Annotated in this window: 24 protein-coding genes; 8 read left to right on the top strand and 16 right to left on the bottom strand. The window is 70.4% G+C overall.

Features of this window, described 5'->3' with window-relative positions; translation table 11 throughout:
* Positions 1–15 precede the first annotated feature (15 nt).
* Complete coding sequence (locus ACY0PA_RS05585; protein ID WP_473083616.1) at positions 16–804, bottom strand: hypothetical protein; 789 nt, start codon at positions 802–804, stop codon at positions 16–18.
* 476 nt (positions 805–1,280) lie between these two features.
* Here ACY0PA_RS05585 and ACY0PA_RS05590 point away from each other — a divergent pair, with 476 nt between their 5' ends.
* A complete protein-coding gene (locus ACY0PA_RS05590) occupies positions 1,281–2,432 on the top strand; it encodes a serine hydrolase domain-containing protein (RefSeq protein WP_473083617.1) in 1,152 nt (383 codons plus the stop codon).
* A 64-nt stretch (positions 2,433–2,496) separates the two neighbouring features.
* Here ACY0PA_RS05590 and hemC read toward each other — a convergent pair whose 3' ends face one another.
* Positions 2,497–3,432 (bottom strand): hydroxymethylbilane synthase, encoded by a 936-nt coding sequence (gene hemC / locus ACY0PA_RS05595; protein ID WP_473083618.1) that lies wholly within the window; start codon positions 3,430–3,432, stop codon positions 2,497–2,499.
* A gap of 349 nt (positions 3,433–3,781) precedes the next feature.
* On the opposite strand from hemC, the gene ACY0PA_RS05600 reads away from it, so the two are divergent.
* A complete protein-coding gene (locus ACY0PA_RS05600) occupies positions 3,782–4,315 on the top strand; it encodes a GNAT family N-acetyltransferase (protein ID WP_473083619.1) in 534 nt (177 codons plus the stop codon).
* A 4-nt stretch (positions 4,316–4,319) separates the two neighbouring features.
* Here the strand turns inward: ACY0PA_RS05600 and ACY0PA_RS05605 are convergent, their stop codons facing one another.
* Complete coding sequence (locus ACY0PA_RS05605) at positions 4,320–4,913, bottom strand: helix-turn-helix domain-containing protein (protein ID WP_473083620.1); 594 nt, start codon at positions 4,911–4,913, stop codon at positions 4,320–4,322.
* Positions 4,914–5,032: 119 nt separating this feature from the next.
* Here ACY0PA_RS05605 and ACY0PA_RS05610 point away from each other — a divergent pair, with 119 nt between their 5' ends.
* Positions 5,033–6,106, top strand: a complete 1,074-nt coding sequence (locus ACY0PA_RS05610) for an NAD(P)/FAD-dependent oxidoreductase (RefSeq protein WP_473086243.1) — start codon at positions 5,033–5,035, stop codon at positions 6,104–6,106.
* Between the two features lie 41 nt (positions 6,107–6,147).
* Here ACY0PA_RS05610 and ACY0PA_RS05615 read toward each other — a convergent pair whose 3' ends face one another.
* The 7 genes from ACY0PA_RS05615 to ACY0PA_RS05645 form a co-directional block, all read right to left on the bottom strand.
* Positions 6,148–6,291: a hypothetical protein gene (locus ACY0PA_RS05615; RefSeq protein ID WP_473083621.1), complete on the bottom strand. Its 144-nt coding sequence runs from the start codon at positions 6,289–6,291 to the stop codon at positions 6,148–6,150.
* A gap of 60 nt (positions 6,292–6,351) precedes the next feature.
* Positions 6,352–6,996, bottom strand: a complete 645-nt coding sequence (locus ACY0PA_RS05620; protein WP_473083622.1) for a GOLPH3/VPS74 family protein — start codon at positions 6,994–6,996, stop codon at positions 6,352–6,354.
* A 132-nt stretch (positions 6,997–7,128) separates the two neighbouring features.
* Positions 7,129–7,818 carry an alpha/beta fold hydrolase gene (locus tag ACY0PA_RS05625; RefSeq protein ID WP_473083623.1) on the bottom strand — a complete coding sequence of 230 codons (690 nt, stop codon included), beginning with the start codon at positions 7,816–7,818 and terminating at the stop codon, positions 7,129–7,131.
* A gap of 89 nt (positions 7,819–7,907) precedes the next feature.
* On the bottom strand, positions 7,908–8,165 hold the full coding sequence (locus ACY0PA_RS05630) for a hypothetical protein (protein WP_473083624.1): 258 nt from the start codon (positions 8,163–8,165) through the stop codon (positions 7,908–7,910).
* An 86-nt stretch (positions 8,166–8,251) separates the two neighbouring features.
* Positions 8,252–8,764 carry a hypothetical protein gene (locus ACY0PA_RS05635; protein ID WP_473083625.1) on the bottom strand — a complete coding sequence of 171 codons (513 nt, stop codon included), beginning with the start codon at positions 8,762–8,764 and terminating at the stop codon, positions 8,252–8,254.
* A gap of 76 nt (positions 8,765–8,840) precedes the next feature.
* Complete coding sequence (locus ACY0PA_RS05640) at positions 8,841–9,629, bottom strand: SAM-dependent methyltransferase (RefSeq protein WP_473083626.1); 789 nt, start codon at positions 9,627–9,629, stop codon at positions 8,841–8,843.
* A gap of 66 nt (positions 9,630–9,695) precedes the next feature.
* Positions 9,696–11,129: a hydrolase gene (locus ACY0PA_RS05645; RefSeq protein WP_473083627.1), complete on the bottom strand. Its 1,434-nt coding sequence runs from the start codon at positions 11,127–11,129 to the stop codon at positions 9,696–9,698.
* A gap of 288 nt (positions 11,130–11,417) precedes the next feature.
* On the opposite strand from ACY0PA_RS05645, the gene ACY0PA_RS05650 reads away from it, so the two are divergent.
* A complete protein-coding gene (locus ACY0PA_RS05650) occupies positions 11,418–12,305 on the top strand; it encodes a TIGR03619 family F420-dependent LLM class oxidoreductase (RefSeq protein WP_473083628.1) in 888 nt (295 codons plus the stop codon).
* Between the two features lie 97 nt (positions 12,306–12,402).
* Positions 12,403–12,711 (top strand): zinc ribbon domain-containing protein, encoded by a 309-nt coding sequence (locus ACY0PA_RS05655; protein ID WP_473083629.1) that lies wholly within the window; start codon positions 12,403–12,405, stop codon positions 12,709–12,711.
* 4 nt (positions 12,712–12,715) lie between these two features.
* Here the strand turns inward: ACY0PA_RS05655 and ACY0PA_RS05660 are convergent, their stop codons facing one another.
* From ACY0PA_RS05660 to ACY0PA_RS05685, 6 genes are all read right to left on the bottom strand, one after another.
* Positions 12,716–13,255 carry a 2'-5' RNA ligase family protein gene (locus ACY0PA_RS05660; protein ID WP_473083630.1) on the bottom strand — a complete coding sequence of 180 codons (540 nt, stop codon included), beginning with the start codon at positions 13,253–13,255 and terminating at the stop codon, positions 12,716–12,718.
* 71 nt (positions 13,256–13,326) lie between these two features.
* Positions 13,327–13,998 carry an LAETG motif-containing sortase-dependent surface protein gene (locus tag ACY0PA_RS05665; protein ID WP_473086244.1) on the bottom strand — a complete coding sequence of 224 codons (672 nt, stop codon included), beginning with the start codon at positions 13,996–13,998 and terminating at the stop codon, positions 13,327–13,329.
* A 68-nt stretch (positions 13,999–14,066) separates the two neighbouring features.
* Positions 14,067–15,272, bottom strand: coding sequence for a Gfo/Idh/MocA family protein (locus tag ACY0PA_RS05670; RefSeq protein ID WP_473083631.1), 1,206 nt, complete (start codon positions 15,270–15,272; stop codon positions 14,067–14,069).
* A gap of 113 nt (positions 15,273–15,385) precedes the next feature.
* On the bottom strand, positions 15,386–16,729 hold the full coding sequence (locus tag ACY0PA_RS05675) for an ABC transporter substrate-binding protein (protein WP_473083632.1): 1,344 nt from the start codon (positions 16,727–16,729) through the stop codon (positions 15,386–15,388).
* 15 nt (positions 16,730–16,744) lie between these two features.
* Complete coding sequence (locus ACY0PA_RS05680; protein WP_473083633.1) at positions 16,745–17,662, bottom strand: carbohydrate ABC transporter permease; 918 nt, start codon at positions 17,660–17,662, stop codon at positions 16,745–16,747.
* A 28-nt stretch (positions 17,663–17,690) separates the two neighbouring features.
* Complete coding sequence (locus ACY0PA_RS05685) at positions 17,691–18,662, bottom strand: carbohydrate ABC transporter permease (protein ID WP_473083634.1); 972 nt, start codon at positions 18,660–18,662, stop codon at positions 17,691–17,693.
* A 213-nt stretch (positions 18,663–18,875) separates the two neighbouring features.
* Here ACY0PA_RS05685 and ACY0PA_RS05690 point away from each other — a divergent pair, with 213 nt between their 5' ends.
* The 3 genes from ACY0PA_RS05690 to pspAB all read left to right on the top strand — a co-directional run bounded on the left by ACY0PA_RS05690 (position 18,876) and on the right by pspAB (position 21,767).
* Complete coding sequence (locus ACY0PA_RS05690; protein WP_473083635.1) at positions 18,876–20,030, top strand: ROK family protein; 1,155 nt, start codon at positions 18,876–18,878, stop codon at positions 20,028–20,030.
* Between the two features lie 193 nt (positions 20,031–20,223).
* The gene (htpX, locus tag ACY0PA_RS05695; RefSeq protein ID WP_473083636.1) at positions 20,224–21,159 is read left to right on the top strand and encodes a zinc metalloprotease HtpX; all 936 of its coding nucleotides are present in this window, start codon (positions 20,224–20,226) and stop codon (positions 21,157–21,159) included.
* A 17-nt stretch (positions 21,160–21,176) separates the two neighbouring features.
* Positions 21,177–21,767: a PspA-associated protein PspAB gene (gene pspAB / locus ACY0PA_RS05700; protein WP_473083637.1), complete on the top strand. Its 591-nt coding sequence runs from the start codon at positions 21,177–21,179 to the stop codon at positions 21,765–21,767.
* Positions 21,768–21,913 lie beyond the last annotated feature (146 nt).

The following is a 21,913-nucleotide window of genomic DNA, read 5'->3' on the forward strand; positions in this document are numbered from 1 at the left end:
GACGCCGGCGGCCGGCTACGTCAGCGGCCGCGGCGGCGCCGGTCCCCTGCCCACGTCGCGTACGAGGTCCAGGCCGAGTACCCGGTCCACATACGCGAAGGTCTCGAAGAGTGCTCCGGCCGGGGCGTCCCCGGAGTGCTCCAGGCGGTGCAGCGTGCGCAGCACCCCGGGCAGGTCGAGGTCGTCCTCCAGGCAGTTGCGAATACTGTCGCGGGCGGGTCCGGGCATGGGCCGGGACGGGCTGTCCGCCCAGGTGGCCACCGCGTGCCGCCACCGCAGAAGCGTGTGATGGGCGGCCGACACCGACGCGGGTGCGAGGCGCAAGGGCTCCGTGCGCGGCTCGCTCAGGAGCGCGAGGCGCAGGGCCAACGGGTCACCGGCTCGGTCCGCGGCACCGTCGGCGGCGTGGGCGTCGCCGACGGCGAGCCGGATGACGTCCCCGTTCGCCTCGTCCGGCGCGTCCTCATGCGGTCCCACACGGACGGCGAACGGACCGCCCAGCTCGCCCTCCACCCCCCGCTCGTCCCCATGCGCGGCGGCCGGATGCATGCCGAGCTCGGCGGCCCGCGCCTGGAGCGCCGCGCGCCGCTCGTCGGCCCCGTCCGGGCAGATCAGCCCTGTGTACGCGATGGTTCCTGACAGCTCAAGTACGCGGGTCAGGACGTCGGCGACGAGCATCGCCCGTACGTCGGAAAGCGTCTCGCCACCCTCGGGGAGGGCCACAGGCACGCCGATGCGCACCACGCTCTGGTGCATCACCGGAGCGACAGGAAGGCCCGAGCAGGCATCGACGAGGCGCAGCATGGCGCGAAGCCTATGCGCAACTCCCTCCGCACGCCGAGACGTGCGGCCGAATCCGGACCTCGCGCGTCGCGGATCGCGGGTCCGCGACCGGGGTGCAGCCCCAACTGGCCAAGACCGTCGGTGTGTTGGCGGTGCGCTCACGCGCGGCAGAGCCTGACGGCGGAGACCGCCAGCAGGAGTACGGCCGCGACCTGGACCGCCTCCCGTCACCGCGCCGACGATGGCCGCGGATGCGCCGAGCGAGGCGAGGAGGGGCCGGTGACCGAGCCGGGGGGGCGCCCTCGTGGACGAAGTCGGCGAAGGAGGCTGACCGTGCCGCACCCGACCACGAACCGCCACGGCCTCATCGCTGTCGCCTCTTGGGTCATCCGGCCCCCTCCCCGCCGCCTTTCGGGTAAGCCGGCGGCGCCACGGCCGATGAATCCGCGCCTCGTGGGGAGTCTCCCCTTCGACCCCACACTCGAGAAGGTGGATCGATGACCAGCTTGCAGGGCATTCTCACGCCGCACGTCCGCGACGGTTCGCTGCCGGGGGCGGTGGCGCTGGTGGCCCGTGGTGACCGGATCGAGGTGGAGACCGCCGGTTCGGCCGCCCTCGGAGGCAGTACTCCGATGGCCCGGGACTCGATCTTCCGCATCGCCTCGGTCACCAAGCCCATTGTCGCCGCGGCCGTGATGACGCTGGTCGACGAGGGGCGGATCGCGCTGAACGACCCGGTCGACCAGTGGCTTCCCGAGATCGCGAAACCGGTCGTGGTCCGCACGCCGGACGCTCCGGTCGACGACGTGGTCCCCGCGGCCCGGCCGATCACGGTGGCCGACCTCCTGACGTCCCGCGCGGGATGGGGCTTCCCGTCCGACTTCTCGCTGCCGGCGGTCCAGTCGCTGTTCGGGCTCCAGAAGCACGGCCTCTCCCCCCAGCTCGTTCCGCCGCCCGACGAGTGGATGGCGCACCTCGCGCGTATCCCGCTGCTCAACCAGCCGGGTGAGGCGTGGCTGTACAACACGTGCTCCGACATCCAGGGAGTGCTGATCTCCCGGGCGACGGGGAGCGCGCTGCCGGACTTCCTGGCTGAGCGCCTCTTCGAGCCGCTCGGGATGACCGACACCGGGTTCGAGGTGCCGGCCGGCAAGCTCGACCGGTTCACCACGTCCTACCGCCCGCGCCCGGAGGGCGGCCTCGAACTGGCGGACGCTCCCGACGGGCAGTGGAGCAGCCTGCCCGCGTTCCCGTCCGGCGCGGGCGGGCTCGTCTCGACCGTCGACGACTGGCACGCCTTCGCCCGGATGCTGCTCGCGGAAGGGGTCGCGGGCGGCCGGCGTCTCCTGTCGGCCGACGCGGTACGGCAGATGACGACCGATCACCTGACGGCTGCCCAGCGCGAGGCCAGCGGCCTGTTCACGGAGGGGCAGGGCTGGGGCTTCGGCGGCTCGGTCGACGTGGCGCCCATCGATGCGTGGAACGTCATGGGCCGCTACGGCTGGGTCGGCGGCACGGGAACGACGGCGCACCTCGTCCCGTCCACGGGCGCGGTCGCCATCCTGTTCGCGCAGGTGGAAATGACCGGCCCGACCCCGCCCGCGCTGATGCGCGACTTCTGGCGGTACGCGGCTGCCGAGACCGCCTGACCGTCAGGCGAGGCGGAACGCGTCGGGCGGCGACTGGCTCGCCGCGCAGTGACGGGCCGGCCGTTCAGTGCTTGATCGAGTCGATCAGCTCACGCGCTCCCTGCCGCAGCAGGGCCACGGCGACCGAGGTGCCGAGGGTCGCGGGGTCGAGAGGGCCGGCCCATTCGTGAGCGTTGAGCACGGTCTTCCCGTCCGGGGTGAACACACAGGCCCGCAGCGACAGATCACCGCTGCGCTCCGCCCTGGCGAACCCGGCGATCGGGCTGTTGCAGTGCCCCTGGAGGACGTGGAGGAACATGCGCTCCGCACTCGCCTCGCGGTGGGCGTCCCGGTCGCCGAGCCCGGAGATCGTGTCGATCAGGTCGGTGTCGCCCTCACGGCACTGAAGAGCCAGGATCCCCGCGCCGATGGGCGGGCACATGACCTCGGGCGACAGGACCTCTGTGATCACGTCCGTACGCCCGATGCGTTCGAGGCCGGCGGCGGCCAGGAGGAGCGCGTCGGCGTCGCCCGCCGCGAGCTTCTCCAGGCGCCGGTTCGCGTTGCCTCGCATCGGCACGCACTCGAGGTGCGGGTACGCGGCGGAGAGCTGGGCGATGCGGCGCACGGACGAGGTGCCGATCCGCGTGCCGGACGGGAGTCGGTCGAGCGTCAGGCCGTCCGGATGGATGAGGGCATCCCGGATGTCGTCCCGCTTGAGGAACGCGGCGAACACCGTTCCCGCGGGCAGGGGCCGGTCGGCGGGCACGTCCTTGACGCAGTGCACCGCGAGGTCGGCCTCACCGGCGAGCAGCGCGGCGTCGACCTCCTTGGTGAACGCCCCCTTCCCCTCGACCGCGGACAGGTCGCCCATCCACTTGTCGCCGGTCGTCTTGACGGGGACGACCGCGGTGCGGATTCCCGGGTGCAGGGCGGCCAGCTCGGCGCGTACGCGCTCCACCTGGGCCAGTGCCATGGGCGAGTCGCGGGAGACGATGCGGATCAGTTCAGGGGCGGACATGGCCTCCACGATAGAGGGTCACGCCCGCCCGTCCGCCGCGTGTTCAGCCACCGGCCGTGAACTGCTCGCCCGTCACGGTGACCTTCCGGCCGACCGGTGTGTCGGACGACGTGCTGCTCAGGCAGCTGCCGGACGCGGGATCGGTGACGGTGGGGAGGCTTCCCGTGTACTTGTTCCCGCCCTCGGGTGCGGCTGCGCGACAGCATGTAAGCGTTTGCTGTTCACTCGCAAGAGGGCTCGGAATGTTTCTGTCTTTTACTATGGCGGCGGCGATTTGACGGGTAGTAACCGCTCACGTCGGGAAGCGGGCCCGCACGCCCCGTACCGGCACACGAAAGGCGAGAAGTCCGTGGACACGAGCCAGGCCCGGCACACCGACGGCGACCTCACGGTCCGTAAGGGAGGAGCCGAGTTCATCGACCACCTCGCTCCCCTGTGGCTCGCGCTGCACGCCCATCACCAGTCCGTGCAGCCCGGGTTCACCTACTTTCCCGACGAGGACTCCTGGGAGCTGCGCCGCGACTGCTACCGGCGCTGGATCCTCGACGAGGGCTCGTTCGTGCTGCTCGCCGAACGGGACGGGCAGCCCGTCGGGTACGCCTTCGTACAGATCGAGGAAGGCCCGGACGACACCTGGGTGACCGGCACCCGCATCGCCGAGCTCCAGACGCTGTCCGTCCTGCCGGCCGAGCGCGGCCACGGCATCGGCACCCTCCTGCTCGACCTGGTCGACGCCGAGCTGGACCGCATGGGCGTCACCGACCTGCTCATCGGGACGCTGGCCGCGAACACAGGGGCGCAGCGCCTCTACGAACGCCGGGGCCTGCGGCCGGTGTTGGTGCACTACGCCCGGTTCGCCGCCGACGACGCGAAGCCGGCGTAGGCGCTCATCCCTCGCTGGGCCGTGCTCGCACGTGGAGCCGTTCGCCCTGGGGGCCGAACAGGGAGAGGAACTCGACCGGGTACGTGCCGGCGTTGGCGAAGCCGTGCGGGGTGCGTGTGTCGAATTCGGCGGCCTCACCGGCCGTGAGGATGAGGTCGTGCTCACCGAGGGCCAGGTGCAGGCGGCCGGTGAGCACGTAGAGCCATTCGTAGCCCTCGTGCGTGTTCTGCTCGGGCCGCACGCCCTCGCCGAGTTCGCGCACCGGCATGATCTGTTTGTAGGCGTGCAGGCCGCCCAGGTGCCGGGTCAGCGGGATGTACGTGTGGCCGCCCCGGGTGATGGGGCGCGGGTGGATCCGCGGGTCGCCGGTGTCGGGTGCGCCGACCAGCTCGTCGAGCGGCACGTGGTGGGCCTTGGCCAGCGGCAGCAGCAGTTCCAGCGTGGGCTTGCGCTGCCCGGACTCCAGGCGCGAGAGGGTGCTCAGCGAGATGCCGGTCTGCTCGCTCAGCCGGGCCAGGGTCGTCCCGCGCTCGTGCCGCAGGGCCCGCAGCCGAGGCCCCACGCCGGCCAGGACCGGGGTGAACTCGTCGTCGCTCATGCCTCGATTTTGCTCTTACGGCAAAGAACTTTGTCAACCGGGACGGGACCGGCGCAGGCTCGGTACCCAACGGAGGCAATCCCATGAGCAATCAGCTGAGCAAGCAGATGGAGCCGATGATGAGTGCTGACCCTTCGCGTGACGAGCGGCGCTACGACGTCGTGGTGATCGGCGGTGGCGCCGCCGGGCTGAGCGGGGCCCTGACCCTGGGGCGGGCGCGCCGCTCGGTCCTCGTGATCGACGCGGGCGAGCCGCGCAACGCCCCGGCCGACGGCGTGCACAACTACCTGGGCCGCGAGGGCACACCTCCCGGTGAGCTCGTGTCCACCGGCCGCGACGAGGTGCGCCGCTACGGCGGGGAGATCGTGGCGGGCCGCGTCGTCACGGCCGAGCGGGACGGCGACGGGTTCCGGGTCGTGCTCGACGACGGCGGCGCCGTGCGCGCCGCCCGGATCCTGGTCACGACGGGCCTGGTGGACGAGCTGCCGCAGGTGCCGGGCCTTGCCGGACTGTGGGGTTCGGACGTCCTGCACTGCCCGTACTGCCACGGCTGGGAGGTCCGCGACCAGGCGGTCGGCGTCCTCGGTACGGGACCGGCCGCGGTGCACCAGGCCCTGATGTGGCGGCAGTGGAGCAAGAGCGTCACCCTCTTCCTGCACACCGCGCCCGAGCCCACCGACGAGGGGTACGAACAGCTCGCCGCCCGCGGGATCAGCGTGGTCGACGGCACGGTGGCCGCGCTGGAGAGCGAGAACGGCCGGCTGGCCGGAGTCCGCCTGGAGCGCGGCACGCTCGTGCCGGTCCGGGCCCTGGTGGTCGCGCCCCGGTTCACCGCGCGCGCCGCTTTCCTCGGCTCCTTGGGGCTCGAACCGTCCGAGCAGGAGATGAACGGCATGGTCATCGGTACGCGCATCCCCGCCGGTCCCACGGGTCAGACGGCGGTTCCCGGGGTGTGGGCGGCGGGCAACGTCACCGAGCTGACCGAGCAGGTCATCGGCTCGGCCGCGGCGGGACTGCGCGCGGCCGCGGCCATCAATGCCGATCTGATGGCGGAGGAGACCCGTGCCGCCGTCGAGGCGCGGCGCGCCGACTTCTCCGATGCGTCAGGCGTCTCCGGCTTCTCCGACTTCTCCCCGGAGGCCGAACGCCGGGTGTCGGAGCGGGTTCTGGGCAGTCGGCGGCACGGCCTGTGACGCGGGGAGGCTCCTCGGGCCGCACGACTTGAGCCGCAACGTCAGCGCAGTACGGCGCGCGTCCCGTCGTCCACGAACCCGGCCTCGACGGCGGCCCGGCCGAGGGCCTTGAGCGCGAGTGCGCCGAAGCCGAGGTCGCGCGCGAGGAGCCGGCACTCGTCGCTCAGGAGTGAGCGGGTCTGCACGGGGGTTGTCGTCGCCGAGCACGACGGGCCTCGGTCCGTGGGCCGCCCGGCGTGACCGGGTCAGCCACCGCCCATCCCGCCCTGCGCCGCCACCATCGTCATGCCGAGACCGCCGACCGCCTTGCCCAGGCCGGGGGCCACGGCGTCGAGCCGTGCCGTCAATTCCTCGATGCGGTCCTTGCGGGCGTGGGCATCCGGTCGGGAGACGACCGACCGGATGCCGCCGGCGGCGGCCAGGGCCACCAGCGCGGCGTCGGCGGGCGCGATCCGGACGGCGGGCTCGATGCCGTGCAGCAGCCCGGCCGCCGTGGCCTGGAGCGAGGTGACCGCGGAGGCGTCCCGCACCGTCACCTCACGGCGGGACCGGCCGAAGGACTTCTTCTCCTCGACCGCGAGGACTCCCTCGGCGACGAGCCTGTCCTCGACCGCGTGCAGCGTCTCCTTGCGGTCGTGCTTGATCCAGGACTTCCAGCCGCGCCGGTCGCGCGCGACATGGTCGAGCGTCAGGTCGAGGACCGGGTCCCCGGTCGGTTCCGGCGTCGCGACCGACACATCGCCTCCGGAGCTGACGAGGTTCCCCCGGATCGCCAGCTCGGCCAGGACGGCGGCCCGGATCAGGAACCCGGTCCTCGTACGGTCGTAGAGGCCGTGGGCGGAATTGTCGTAGGCCGTGAGGTAGATCCGGCCGTACAGAGTCTGCGTCATGGCATCGACGCTACGGCGTTCATGACCGTGAGTGCTCCGTCCAGCGGGTGGAGCGGCGCTGGGCCCAACGGATGAACCGGCCGGGCGCTCATCCTGAAGGGCGCGTCACGCCACCGGGGTCGCCGGCGGACGTCAGGCGCTCTCCTTGACGTAGGCCTCAAGGCGGTCGGCGAGCTCCATCGGGTGACTCAGTGCCGCCAGATGGCCGCCCGGCACCTCGTCGGGGGTGATGCCCAGTCGGTCCTCCGCCACCCGGCGCTGGAAGTCGGCGGGGAAGAAGCGGTCGTCGCGGCCGGTCACCACCCGCGTCTCCACCGCCGGCCACACATCGAGGGTGAACGGTGTGGCGAAGGCCGCCTCGGACTCGTCCTGGTTGTGCTCCGCCGACGCGTCGATCAGCGTCTGCGGCAGGTCGTGCAGGAAGTACGTCTCCAGGTCGGTCTCCGCGTCGGGGTCGCGGCCCTCACGCACGTCGTTCGCGCGGCGGGCCTCTTCCTGGCCGGTGTGGGCCCACCACTCCCCCGGTGTCTCGCCTGGCCGCGGGATCATCCCGTTGACGAGTACGAGGAGCGACACGGGCAGGCGCGGGCACACCAGCGGCGCGGTGAACCCGCCGAGGGACTGCCCCACGACCACCAGGTCGGTCCGGTCACCGACCGCGTCGACAACCGTGTCCACGTACTCCGGAAGACCTGCCCGGGTGTCGTCTCCGGGGAGGTCCACGGAGACGACGTCCCGCCCCCGGCGCATCAGCTCGTCAGCGACCCCGTGCCAGTACCAGGCCGAGCCGCCGGCTCCAGGGATCAACACGTACGTGGTCATGGTGCACCCTCCACGATGGGACCGTCCGTCTTCTGTGTGACCGTCGTGCGCACGACGGTCCTCTCTCTGACTCTCGGTCCCCGCGGAACTCACCGCATGTCGGCAGGCCGCTCCTTGGACTCGAACGGGAAGCGACGGCGGAAGTCGTAGGCCGCGTCCTCCAGGGTGCAGAAGGAGACTCCCTCGTGGCCCGAGACGTAGGCGATGAAGCGCTCCAGCATCAACAGCACCTGCGGGCGCCCCGAGACGTCCGGGTGCAGGGTCACCGGGACGACCGCGTAGTCGAGCTCGCGGTGGACCCAGTCGAACTGGTCCTTCCAGTCCTGTTCGAGCGCCCGCGGCGACACATAGCCGTGGCTGATGTGCGAGGTGGACCTCGTGGCCGTGGACAGCCAGGAGCCCGACGGGCAGACCGTCCCGCGCGGGCTCGCGGTCAGTGCCCCGCGAGCAGCTTCACCCCCACCACACCGGCCCCGATCACCGCGTCGACCGCGGCCGCCAGGCTTGAGGCGAGCAGCCCGCCGCCCATCCGGCGGCCGCCCTCGAAGCCCCAGGCGGCGATCCCGGCGATGCCCGCGCCGGCCGCGATCCACAGGGCGGTGTCGAGGTCGAGGGCGCCTGCCGCGGACAGAGCGTCCATCGCGAGCGGGCCGGCCGCGGACGAAAGGAGGGGGCTGCTGACGTACAGCATGTGGCGCACCTCGGCGCGCCTCGGGAACCGCTTGTGCACGACGCGGTGCGCCTGCACGTCCGCGACCAGCGTGGCCAGCCACAGGCCGACCGCGGTGCCCGTCACATAGGCGGCAGCGGTCCAGTGCTCCACGTGCGGGCTCTGCGCGAGACCCACGACCACCGCGAGCATCGTGATCGCGGCGTAGATGCGCTCCTTGAGGCGCTCTCGCAGGGTGTTGAGCAACTCCCCTTTTTTCTCCGCATTTACAGCCATGCGCGAACAATAAATGCAGCGCCCGCCGGGAGATCACTCCCGCCGGACGCTGCACCGGTGTCCGTCTCGATCCGTACTACGGCTTGCGCGCCACCGCGCCGTAGATTCCGCCGTTCTCCGCGCGCGGGGCGTCCGTGTCCCGGAACCACTCCGTCGCCGTCACGAGGCCGGGCTCCACGAGTTCGAGACCGTCGAAGAAGCGGGCGACCTCGTCCCGCGAACGGAACCCGAGCTCGATCCCGCCCTTCGCGTACTCGGCCGTCACCCGCGCCGACAGCTCCGGGAAGATGTCGGACGACGCATGCGACAGCACGAGGTAACTGCCGGAGGGCAGCGCTTCCACCAGGGTGGAGACGATGTCGTACGGCTCCTGGTCCCCGGGCAGGAAGTGCATGAGCGCGATGAGCGAGAGCGCGACCGGCCGGTCGAAGTCGAGCAGCTTGCGGGCGTGGTCGAGGATCTCGCGGGGCGAGCGCACATCACCCTGGACGTAGTCGGTCATGCCCTCGGGGCTGCTGACCAGCAGGGCCTCGGCGTGCCGCAGCACGATGGGGTCGTTGTCCGTGTAGACGACGCGCGACTCGGGGCGGATCCGCTGGACGATCTGGTGCAGGTTCGGGGCGGTCGGTATCCCGGTGCCGATGTCGAGGAACTGGCCGACACCGGTGCCCGCCAGCCACGCGACGGCGCGGTGCATGAACTCACGGTTCTGGCGCGCCCCGTCCCTTGCCTCGGGCGGCAGTTGCTCCCCCACCGCCTCGTCGACGGGGTAGTTGTCCTTGCCGCCGAGAAGATAGTCGTAGACACGGGCGGGGTGGGGCTTGCTGGTGTCTATCCGGGGGGTGGGTGATGTGTCTGCCGTCATGGCCACGCAGTCTGCCACAGCAACTCGCTTGTCAGTACGGATGGTTGGCGGTCGGCCTGCGGTCGGTCAGCTCACGCTGACCGCCGTGTCGTCGACGACGAACGACGTCTGGAGGGTGGTCCCTTCCGTGCCGGTCAGCTTCACGGTCACCGACTGCCCCGCGTACGCGCCCAGGTTGAAGTTCTTGAGCGCGTAGCCCGAGGCCGCGTTGAGGTTGGAGTAGGTGCCGAGCGTCGAAAGGACGGTGCCGCCGCTGTTGAGGACCTGCACCTTGAGCGTGTCGTACGCCGTAGTGGTGGTGGTCTCCGCCGTGTCGATGTGGAGGTAGAGACTGAGGGTGGCGGCGCAGCCGGCCGGGATGTTCACCGCCTGCGACAAGGTGTCCGTGTGGGCGGAGCCGTAACCGCCGAGCCATGCCTTGTAGGTGCCGGTGCGCGCGGGTTCGCCGGTGTCGTCGGTGATGACACCGCTGGAGGCGGTCCAGGTGGTGCTGCCCGACTCGAAGCCCGGGTTGCCGAGGAGCTGGGCGGCGGTGCAGGTGCCCCCTCCGCCGCTGCTGCCGGTGGCTCCGGAGAGCCACTCGGTGGCGTTCAGGGCGAGCGGCGCGTTCGTGCCGGCGGGGTCGTTCCAGCCGTCGTAGAGCGTGTTTCCGGACTGGCCCGTGCCGTCGTCGATCGGGGAGCTGTCGCCCCAGAACGCGACGCGGCCGCTGCCGAACGTGCTGGTGGCGAAGAAGGCGCCCGTGTTGCCTGAATATCCGGTGCGGTAGACGAGGCCCTTGACCGCGGAGTTGTCGGCCGGCTTGAGCGTGGCCGTGGTGCCGCTGCGGATGATGCTGCCGCCGACCTTGCCGAACGACCCGTTGATGACGGGGTCGGTGGTGGAGGTGATGGCCTTGGGGTTGTCGGTGCTGATGCTCAGCGTGTCGACGGAGAAGCCGAACGGGTCCGTGGAGTCGACGGTGTTGTTGGTCATGAGGTCGTTGATGACCTCGACCGCGTCGTTGCCGTCGTTGTTGCGGTCCGCGCCGGTGTGGTCGGAGATGAGGAAGAGACCGCCGCCGTTCTGGACGAACTTCATGACGGCGGTCTTCTCCGCCGCGCTGAGCAGCACGTTCGGCTCGGGCAGCACGAACGTGTCGAAGTTCTTGAGATCCAGGGCCGACGAGGTCCCGTACGTGATGGTGTTGCCGGACGGCAGCGTCTTGAGCGCGTAGTCGCCGGTCTTCTGGAGGCCCACGCCCCATGCGGAGAGCGCGCCCGTCCAGTCGTTCTCGGCGGACGGGGTCGCGTCCTGGCCGAGAGGGTCGGGCTGGCTGGTGCCGATGATCCAGTCGGCGTTGCCGGCGGTCTCGGCCTTGGTGTTGTCGAAAAGCACGCGGTGGGGCGTCGCGGCGGCGGCCGGGGTGGCGGCCGAACCGGCCGTGACACCGGCGAGCAGCATCCCGAACACGCCGGCCGCGCACGCGATGCGGCGGCGGGACCGTATGGATCTGAGCATCCGTCATACCTCCGGGAGGGGTGGGGAGAAGGCGGTGCGGGCGCCGAGTCTGCGCGCGTAGAACGTCGGCCGCGAGTGGGGAGGACCACGCGTTATTGAACAGTACATGGCAACGCGGGGGCCGGACAGATGGCGTGTCACGCCTCGCAGGTGCTCATCCGCCCCGCAGACGACGGCACCGCCCCCGGGCCGGATCCTCCGCTTTCGCCCTCCCCCGTTCACCCGATGAGTTCCGCCCCCGCGCGCGGTCATACATGGAGCACGCACCCCCGCAGAGGAGATGTCCCGATGAACACCCCACGTATCGGCTTCAGCCTGCCGAGCTACGGACCGTACGCAGGCCCCGAGGCCATCGCCGAAGTGGCACGGGCCGCCGAGCGGTTCGGGTTCGACAGCGTGTCCCTGTCCGAGCGGCTGCTGCTCCCCGCCGGTCCCGACTGGCGCAACGAGGCGCGGCTGCCCGAGGCGTACGTGTGGGATCCCCTGGAGACGCTGACCTGGGCCGCGGCGCACACGAGCCGGATCAGGCTGGCGACGGGCATCGTCAACGCGCTGTTCCAGCCGCCGCTGATCCTGGCCCGGCGGCTCGCCACCCTCGACCGGCTCTCCGGCGGGCGGCTCGACGTGGGGATCGGGCAGGGCTGGCTGCCGGAGGAGTTCACGGCCACCGGCGTGCCGGCCGGTCGCCGGGGCGCGGGTTTCGAGGAGCACATCGCCGCGATGCGGGCCTGCTGGGGTCCGGACCCGGTGGAGTACGAGGGGAAGTTCTACCGGATCCCGCTGTCGACCGTCGGGCCGAAGCCGGTGAACGGCCCGCTCTCCCTGGTGATCGGGGCGGGCGCGCGTTCTGCGGTGGAGCGGGCGGCCCGGCTCGGCGCGGGGTTCGTCACCGTGGCGTTCCCCCAGGACTGGGACACCGCCCGTACCCAGATCGGCTGGTACCGGGAAGCCGGCGGCGCCGGTCCCGTGGTGATCCGGATCCTCGCGGTCTCCCAGGAGACACCCGACCCGGTGGCCACACTGGTCGACGGCGCGCGTGAGGAACGTGAGCGGTGCGTGGAGCTGGGCGCGGACGAGATCCAGTGGGGTGACCTCAATCTGGCGGAGGTCCCCATCAGGGACCAGGTGGCCGCGATGGAGGCGATGGCGAAGGCCCTGGACCTCGACGCCTCCTGAGGGCCACTGCGCCCGACCGGCCTCGGCGTGCTCCCTTTACGATGGCGCCATACCGCCGCTCATGTGCCGGCGGGCCGCCGGTCGGGAGGGGCCACCAATGATCATTTTCGGTACGCGGGGATATCTGTACCAGCTCGCGATGCTCACGTTCGTCTGTGGCAATTGCGGGAATCCCGCGGCGCACGCGCTGCGGAAGTACGTCACGAAGTTCACGCTGTTCTTCGTGCCGCTGTTCCCCATCTCGACCAAGTACCGCTCGCAGTGCACGTTCTGCGGGATCGAGCACCACCTCGCCAAGGAGCAGGCGGAGGCGCTGCTCGCGCAGGCCGCCGCGCCCGCCGGTTACCCGGCCCAGGGCCGGCAGCAGCCGGGCCAGCCGCTCGGCCAGAACCCGTACCAGCAGTAGTCGTTCAGGGGCCGGCGGCGAACGGCGCCGTGAGGCGCAGCCGCCAGTCCCGGTCGGTACGGACCACGAGATCGACCCGCCAGGCCGCCACGCGCAGCGGAAGCAGCGGACGCACCCGGTCCCGCACGAGCTCCGCCTCCTCGTCCGTGGCCCCCGTCGCCAGCGTGACATGCGGCTCGGGACGCTCCCCGAACCGGCCGCCGTACGGCGCGATGAGCGGCCAGCGTGCGCAGAACGCGTCGGCCACGGCCTGCAGCGCGGGCACGGGCACGGCGACGAAGCGCGGCGCCACCACGAAGTCCTTCAGATCCGTCTCGACCGCGGGCAGCGATGCCGCGAGGTCGCGCACCTCGGCGTCGACGTCCGCCGTCAGCTCCGCCGCGGGCAGGAACGGGTAGAGCAGCGAGACATGGGCGGGCAGGCCCTTTCTCACCAGCGCGGGGTTGACCTCCGCCGCCGCTTCGAGCAGCGGGTTCGCCATGGGCAGGGTGATGACCAGAGCGCTCCGGTCCTCCGGGGCGCTGCCCTCGCCGACGGCCGTCATGGCCAACTCACCTCCGTGTTCGGACATGCGTGCGGGGGCGGACCAGGATCGGCCCGCCCCCGCACATCTTCTCAGCCCTGAGCGGCGCTGCGGCGCTTGCGCGTCGCCCACACGAGGCCGCCACCCGCGACGATCACCACGGCGGCCGCCCCGGCGATGAGCGGCGTGGCGCTGGACGAGCCCGTCTCGGCGAGGTCGCCCGAGTCGGCGCTCGGCTTGGACGAGGGCACCGCGGCAGCGGAGCTCGTCGACGTGCTGGGCTTGTCGCTCGGCGTCGGAGTCGCCGTGTCGGCGGGCTTCGACGGCGTCGGAGTCGGCTTCGGCGTGTCCGAGGGCTTGGGCGTGCTGCCCTCGCACACCGGGGCCGTCTTCGTCTCGTCACGCGAGTACTGGTCGCCGTCGGCCGCCTTCACGACCAGGTGGACCTGGAGTTCCTTGCTGTGCTCGGGCAGGTCCAGCTTCTTGTGGAAATCGTTCTGGAACGTGGCGGTGGGCAGCAGGTCCTTTCCGTCCACCGTCACAGTCACCGTGTTGTCGGCCTTCGACCCGTAGTTGGTCAGGTCGAGGCTGACCTGGGAGCAGGTCACCTCCCACACGGGGGTGTGCGCCTGCGCGGGGCTCGCGAAGAGACCCACGCCGAACGCACCCGCAGTGGCGGCCGCTATGAGAGCGCCCGACGTCCGCCACGTCTTCTTGTTCTCAACCACAGAATTGTCCTCCGCGATGTTCGCCCCGTATGACAGTGCGCGCACCCTACTCCTGGCGCACCGGGGGTTCACAACCGCCTCCCTCTTTCCCACGCGTCCCTGACTCAGAGGGAGTTGGGAGCGTCCCCGAAGTCCGGGATGTCCAGACGTGCACCCCCGCGCAGGGCCGACTCGTGGGCGACGATGCCGGGCAGGGTGTAGCGGGCGGCGACCCACGCGTTCACCGACGGAAGGGTCCTCGTGGCGACGGCGGTGACGAAGTCGTCGACGAGGAAGTGGTGGCTTCCCTCGTGGCCGTTGGGCATGTGGTCGAACTCGCGGGGCAGCCGGGCGCGGTCGTGCACGGGCGCCGAACCGGAGGTGAACGCATCCCTGAGTGCGGGCGAGATGTGCTGGAGCGAGGGATCGTCGGCCGGCAGGGTCGGCTTGGGCTGCAGGAGCTCCGAGATGTCCTGCACCCCCTTCTTGTCCTGCCAGAAGCTGACCGTGGCCAGCTGCTCCATGCTGGCGTCCGTGCCGAAGAACCGGAACCGCGATTCCCGGATGTGCGACGGATAGCCGACCCTGCGGAACTCGTTCGTACGGAACGAGCCGCCGCCCGCAACCTCGAAGAGCGCCGTCGCGTTCGACAGGTCGTTGCCGAACTGGCTGACCTCCTTGTCGAAGACCCCGTCACCGCGCTCGTCGGGCACACCGATCGCGGAGACGCTCACGGCGTGGGTCTGCCAGGCGCCGAGCACGCCGCCGACGGAGTGCGTCGGGTAGAGCAGGGGCGGATAGCTGGCGGTGGCCTTCCAGTTGTCGCCACCGCTGTACCGGTAGGCGTCGTAGAAGCCGAGGTCCATGTCGTGGACGTAGTCGCCCTCGGCGTAGAAGAGCCGCCCGAAGGCACCGTCGGCGATCTGGTTGCGGGCGTGCACCGTCGCCGGGTTGTACTGGCTGGTCTCGCCCATCATGTACGTCAGCCCCGTGTCGCGCACGGCGTCGATGATCGCGGCGATCTCGTCCTCGGTGATCGCCATCGGCACCGCCGAGTACACGTGCTTCCCGGCACGCAGCGCCTTCAGGACGAGCGGGCCGTGGGTCCAGCGCTGGGTGAAGACCGCCACGGCGTCGACCGCGTCGGACTCCAGCATGGCGTCGAACGAGGGGAAGGTGCCGGTGAGCCGCTCGGCGGCGACGAGCTGTTCGGCGCGCTCCGGCAGCAGGTCCGTGACGTGGATGTCGCCGACACCGGGATGGGCGCGGAACAGTTTGGCGAACTGCCCGGAGAACTGCCCGGCGCCGACGATGCCGATGGAGAACGTCATGAGGATCCCTTCACAGACTGAACTTCACTGAACTTGGCTGAACTTCACTGAACTTGACCGAACGTCAAAGAATTCACGGAACTACACTGCACGCTCCTCCACTTCCCTGAACTTCACTGGGAGAGCAGGAGGTTGATCTGGCTGTTGGTGCGGTCGAGGGCGCCGACGGGCGCGTCGTTGGCGTAGATGTCCTGCATGGTGGGCCGCATCAACGCGTACACGTCCGCCGCGTAGTTGGTGATCGGGAAGGAGAAGGTCGTCTTGTCGGCGACCGGCTTGGTGAACGCCGTGACGTCGATGCCGTCCTTCTTGTACGCGGCCACGGCCGCGGCCGTGCCGTCCTTGGTGGCCGGGAACACGATCCCGTGCTCGCCCACCGTCCGCTGGCAGGCGTGGGAGGCGAGGTAGGCCACCCACTTCTCGGCGCCCGGCTTGTTGCGCGCGTTCTTGGTGACGGAGTCGGCGAGGCCGTTCATCATGGTGGCGCGCCGGCCGCTCGGGCCGACCGGGGTGAGGGCGGTGCCGGTCTCGATGCCCTTGAACCCGTAGTACGTCTTGATCATCCACGAGCCGTTGAGCGAGGTCGCCGCCGTGCCCGAACCGAACTGCACATCGGGGCCGTTGGTCTGGGAGAAGTCCTTCTGGGGCGGGAGATAGCCCTTCTTGGCGAGACCGAAGTACCAGTCGATCGCGGCCTTGAACCTCTTGTCGTCATAGTTGTAGTGGGTGCCCCAGGCCGGCTGGTCGGTGTAGCGCCAGCCCATGGACGCGGCGAACGCGCTCCACTGGGTCTGGCCGTCGCCGTCGCCCGCGTCGTTCGTGGCGAGGCCGTAGACCTTGACGTGGTTCTTGTCGAAGCCCTTCTCGTCACCACGCACGCCGTTCTTGTCGACGGTCAGGTGCGCGATGGCCTTCTCGAAGGTTCCGCCGTCCTCGGGGTTCCAGGTGAGGTTGTTCAGTTGGCCGGCGGTCAGTCCGGCCTCGCGCGCCATCTTCTTGTTGTAGAAGAGGGCGACGGTGTCCCAGTCCTTCGGCGCGCCGTAGCGGTGCCCGTCCTGGCCGACCCAGGAGGCGGCGAGCCCGGGCTGGTAGTCCGCGTCCTTGATGCTCCTCGTGTGCGGGAGCTTGTCGAGGGGCGCGAGCACCTCCAGGTCGGCGAACTGGGCGAACTTCTGGATGTGGTCGGTGAACACATCGGGCTGGGTGCCCGCGATGAAGCTCGCGGTGAGCTTGGTCCAGTAGTCGTTCCACCCCATCTGCGTGATCCGTACGTCGAGGCCGGGGTTCTCCTTCTCGAAGTCCTTGGCGCAGGCCTCGTACGCGGGCAGCTGGTTGGAGTCCCACAGCCAGTACGTGACGGTGTGCGAGGCGGGGCCGGAGGAGGATCCCGCCGAACAGCCGGACACCAGTGAGAGGGCGAGCGCCCCCGCGAGGGCGGTGAAGGCACGCAGTCGCATCAGGTTCCTGCCTCTCTACTTGATCCCGCTGAAGCCGATGGAGTTGACGATGCGCCGCGCGAAGCAGCCGAAGAGCACGAGCATCGGGAGCGCGGCCACGAGCGTCGCCGCCATCAGGCCCGACCAGTCGGTGCCGCTCTGCGGGGTCTGCGCGCGGAAGATGCTCAGCGCGACGGTGAGCACGCGCGAGCTGTCGCTGTACGACACCATCAGCGGCCAGAAGTAGTCGTTCCAGGCCGTGATGTACGTGAGGACGCCGAGCGTGATCACGGGGGTCGACGCCATCGGGAGCAGCACGCGGAAGAAGATCCGCACCTTGCCGGCGCCGTCGAGCAGCGCGGCCTCCTCGACCTCGCGGGGCAGGTTCATGAAGAACTGCCGCAGGAAGAACACCGCGAAGGGCGTCATGAACAGGCTGGGCAGGGCGATCCCGAGCAGCGTGTCGACCAGGCCGAGCTGTTTGATCAGGATGAAGTTCGGCAGGAACGTGAAGATGGTCGGCACCATGAGCCCGGCGAGGAAGAGGCCGAACATCCGGTCCCTGCCGCGCCAGCGGAGCCGGGCGAAGGCGTATGCGGCCGTGGCGGAGAACAGGATCTGGCAGACGGTGATCAGGGTCGAGACGGCCACGGAGTTCAGCAGATAGCGCCAGAAGTCGATCGACCCGCCCGCGCCGCCCTGGGCGAGCGCCTCCTTGGTGCTCTGCTGCCCGAAGACCCGGGCGAAGCCGCCGCCTGTCAGGCCGGTGGGCAGCGGGGACGAAGGGTCGGCGGTGAGCGCGGCGTTGGAGGACAGGGCGGTGCGCAGGATCCAGTAGAACGGCACCAGGGTGATGACGACGATCGCGGTCATCACGGCCCAGGCGAGGGCGCGTCCGGGCGAGATCCTGCGCCGGGCGCGGGTGCGGGGCGCTGTGGTGGTCACGGCGGCCATGGCGATGGCTCCTTTCTCTCGCTCGTCGCTAGCCGAGGTCGGTGTGTCCGGCGCGGGTGAGCCGGTACTGGATGACGGTGATCACGCTGAGGACGACCAGGAGGGCCACGGACATGGCGGAGGCGTAGCCGAACTGGAAGCGGCCGAACGCGGAGCCGTAGATGTACAGCTGAAGGACGTTCGTGGCGTTGGCGGGCCCGCCGCCGGTCGTCACGGCGACGGAGTCGAAGACCTGGAACGAGCCGATGACGGTCATGATCAGGACGACCGCGAGCACCGGCCGCAGCAGCGGCAGCGTGACGCGCCAGAACATCCGCCACTCGCTCGCGCCGTCGACCTTCGCCGCCTCGTACACGTCGGAGGGGATGGCCTGGAGCCCGGCGAACAGGAGCAGCGCGGTGTAGCCGACGTGGCGCCATACGTTGATCAGCGCGATGGTCGGGATCGCCCAGGTCTCGTCGGTCAGGAAGGGGATGTGGTCGAGGCCGAACGCGCCGATGACGCGGTTGCCGATGCCCAGCTGGGTGTCGAGCATCCACAGCCAGACGATGCCGGCGACGACGTTCGACACGAGGTAGGGCGTCAGGACGATCCCGCGCAGCAGCGCAGACTTCGTCAGCCGCTGCATCAGGACGGCGATGGCGAGCGCCGCGACCGTCTGGACGCCGATGTTGATGATCACGTACTCGACGGTGACCTTCAACGACCCCCAGAATATGGGGTCGTTGACCATACGCACATAGTTGTCGAGGCCGACCCACTCGGCGGGCGTGAGCAGGTTGAAGCGGGTGAAGCTCAGATAGATCCCGCGCAGCGTGGGCCAGAGCAGGAAGACCAGGAAGCCGAGCAGCGCCGGGGCGATGAAGACCGCCGCGAGGGCGCCGTCCCCTCCGCTGCCGCCACCGTCCCGTTCCCTGATCCGGTCCTTGGTCTTGTTCCTGGCTGCTTCGGCACCAGGCAACCGCACTCGGGTGGGTGGGCTGCTTGAGGCGACAGTCATCTGAGACTCCCTCGTCCGCGACTCGTCCTCGTGCCGATTACTTTTGATGCGGAACAATCATCGCGTCAAGAGGCGTGCACAGACCTTCTCAAGGGCACCCCTCCCCGCATCGGACCTTGACATTGTTTCCGTCCCGGAATAATTCTTTGTCACAGGCTGTGACAGGCTTAGGTTCTGCACTGCACTCCCTTCACCGACCAGCGCGAGGAGCCCATGAGCGCACGTACCGCGAGCTGGCTGCCCCTGAGCCCCGGTGAACGCGCAGTGGCGATCGAGGTGTTGACGCACGGCCCGCTGTCCCGCAGCGAGATCGCCAAGCGGCTCAGCCTGTCCCCCGGCAGCCTCACCCGCCTGACGAAGCCGCTCATCGAGTCGGGCCTGCTGGTCGAGGAGGCCACGACGGCGGCATCCTTGCGCCAGGGACGCCCCTCGCAACCGCTCGACATCGTGGCCGGGTCACAGAGCTTCGCCGGGTTCAAGATCACGGGTGACGCGGTCTACGGGGTGGTCACCACCCTCAGGAGCGAGATCGTCGCCCGCCGCTCCGCGTCCCTGGACACGCACGATCCGCAGGAGATCGCGGACCTCCTGCACCGGATGACCACCGGTTTCCAGGAGAGCTTCCCCCGCCTGGCCGGAATCGGCATCGGCGTGGGCGGCAACGTCAGACACCGGGCGACCGTCGTCGCGAACGCGTTCCTCGGCTGGGAGGAGGTGCCCCTCGCCGAGATGGTCGAGGAGCGCACGGGGCTGCCCGTCGTCGTCGACAGCGACGTGGCGGGGCTGATCGAGGCCGAGGCCTGGTTCGGCGCGGGCCGCGGCCTCGACCGGTTCGCGGTCCTCACCATCGGGGCGGGCATCGGCTACGGCCTCATGCTCGGCGGACACCTGGTCCGCACCGGCGAGGACGGCCACGGCGTCGGCAAGCGCTGGATCATCAACGCCAACGGTCCGCTCACCCCGGAGGGCGAACGGGGCAGCGCCACGGCCCTGTTGACCATCCCCAGCATCTGCTACCAGGTCCGCGCGGCCACCGGCCGGGACGTGACGTACGAGGAGATCCTGGCCGGCGCCGCCTCCGGCGACCCGCTCTGCTCCCGCGTGATCGGCGAGGCGGCCCGGGCCCTGGGCACCCTGGTCGCACAGATCGCCAACTTCGCGATACCGGAGAAGATCCTGCTGGCGGGCGAGGGGGTGGGCCTCGCCGACGTAGCGGGCGGCCTGATCCACGAAACGATCCTCGCCAACCGCCACCCCATGGCGGACCCCGTCCACCTGGAAACAAAGGTCTCCGACTTCCACGAGTGGGCCCGCGGCGCCGCGGTCCTGGCCATCCAGGTACTGGTACTGGGGACGAACGAGGGGTGAGGGCCCCAGCGGGCGCCGCGCACGACTGGAAGGGCCCGACCCGGACGGAGCGCGGGCTCACGAGGATCTGACGGGCACCGTGCGCTACTGGTCGGAAGAGGCCCGGTTAGTGGCATCGTGGAAGGTGAGCGCACCGCCGGTCCCGCTCCGTGTGAGCGGTCCGTACGGCGGGGCGCGCCGCGGAGCGAAGGCGGTGACGGCTGTGGCAACCACCCTGAAGGCCGGAGGGAGCCGGTTCAAGCCGGACCGGCAGCTGACCGTGCGCATGCTGGTCACCGTGTTCCTGCTGGGCCTACTGTACGTGGCCTTCGTCGGCGCGCTCCTGGTCCTGCTCAAGTCGACGCTCCTGGTCGTCGTGCTCGCCGCGGTACTCCTCGGGTCGCAGTACTGGTTCTCCGACCGGATCGCCCTGTACGCCATGCACGGCCGGATCGTGACCCGTGACGAGCAGCCCCAGCTGCACGGCGTCATCGACCGGCTGTGCGCGACCGCCGACATGCCGAAACCGCAGGTGGCCGTCGCCGGCACCGACCTGCCGAACGCCTTCGCCACCGGCCGCAACGCCGATCACGCCGTGCTGTGCGTGACCAGCGGCCTGCTGCGCCGCCTCGAGCCCGACGAACTGGAGGGCGTCCTCGCGCACGAGCTGTCCCACGTGGCGCACCGCGACGTCGCCGTGATCACCGTGGCCTCGTTCCTCGGAGTGATCGCCGGCATCGTCGTGCGCTTCGCGTTCTACTCCGAGCTGCTCGGCGGCCGCCGCAGGACCGACCAGAACACGCTGGTCGTCCTCGCGGTGGTGGTGGGCGTCTCGGCCGCTGTCTACGCGATCAGCTTCGTCCTCATCAGGGCGCTGTCCCGGTACCGGGAGCTGGCCGCCGACCGGGCCGCGGCGCTGCTCACGGGCAGGCCGTCGGCGCTGGCGTCCGCGCTGACCAAGCTCGACGGGGACATCGCCCGCATTCCGAACAAGGACCTGAGGACGGCCCGCGCGTTCAACGCGTTCTACTTCATCCCGGCGCTGTCGAGGAACGCCCCGCTCCCCCGTCTCTTCTCGACGCACCCCTCGCTCGAACAGCGCCTCGACCAGCTGGCGACGATCTCCGCCGACCTCGGCCGCCCGGCCTGAGCCCCGAAGGGATCCACATGGGTTTCCTGGACATCCTGCTCGGGCGCACCAGGCCCGCCCCACCGGACCTCGACCGGCTCTTCGGCCTGCCGTCGGCCGCGGTCACCCTGGAGGCGGCGGCCGGGTTCACCCCGACCGGCCTGGGGTCGGTGTGCTTCACGACGGTGGAGGGGACGGCCTTCGACACGATCCGCCAGGACGTGGGGGCGCTCCTCAACGCCGAGGCGGAACGGGCCGGCGCGACGGAGTTCAGCCGGGACGAATACGGCTACACATGGCTGCTCTCCCGGCGCGACCCCTCGGACCTCCCGGCGCTGGTCGGCGATCTCCACGCGGTGAACGCCACGCTCGAAGGCAACGGCTTCGGCCCCCAACTCCTCTGCTCCCTGGCCGGCTTCCGCAACGCGGAGGGCCACTCGCTCGCGCTCGTGTACCTCTACAAGCGGGGCACGTTCTACCCCTTCGCCCCGCTCCCCGGCGAGAAGCGCGACAACGCGCTGGAACTGCGCGTACGCGCGGTGGTCGGCGACGACCTCCGTATAGAGCCGGACCTGGAGCGCTGGTTCCCGGTGTGGGGCGCACCCGGCCTGGAAGGGGCCAGGCCCTGACGCCGCAGCCAAGGCAAGGGCCCGCTCCCTAGACTCGTTCCGCCTCCACGAGCCGGAGCACGGCCCTGATCCGGTCGGCGTACGTGCCGATCTGGAACAGGGTGCCGGAGAACTCGAAGAGAACGGCACGCACAGGCAGTTCGGAT

This window comes from Streptomyces sp. DS1-CR2 (assembly GCF_055760475.1).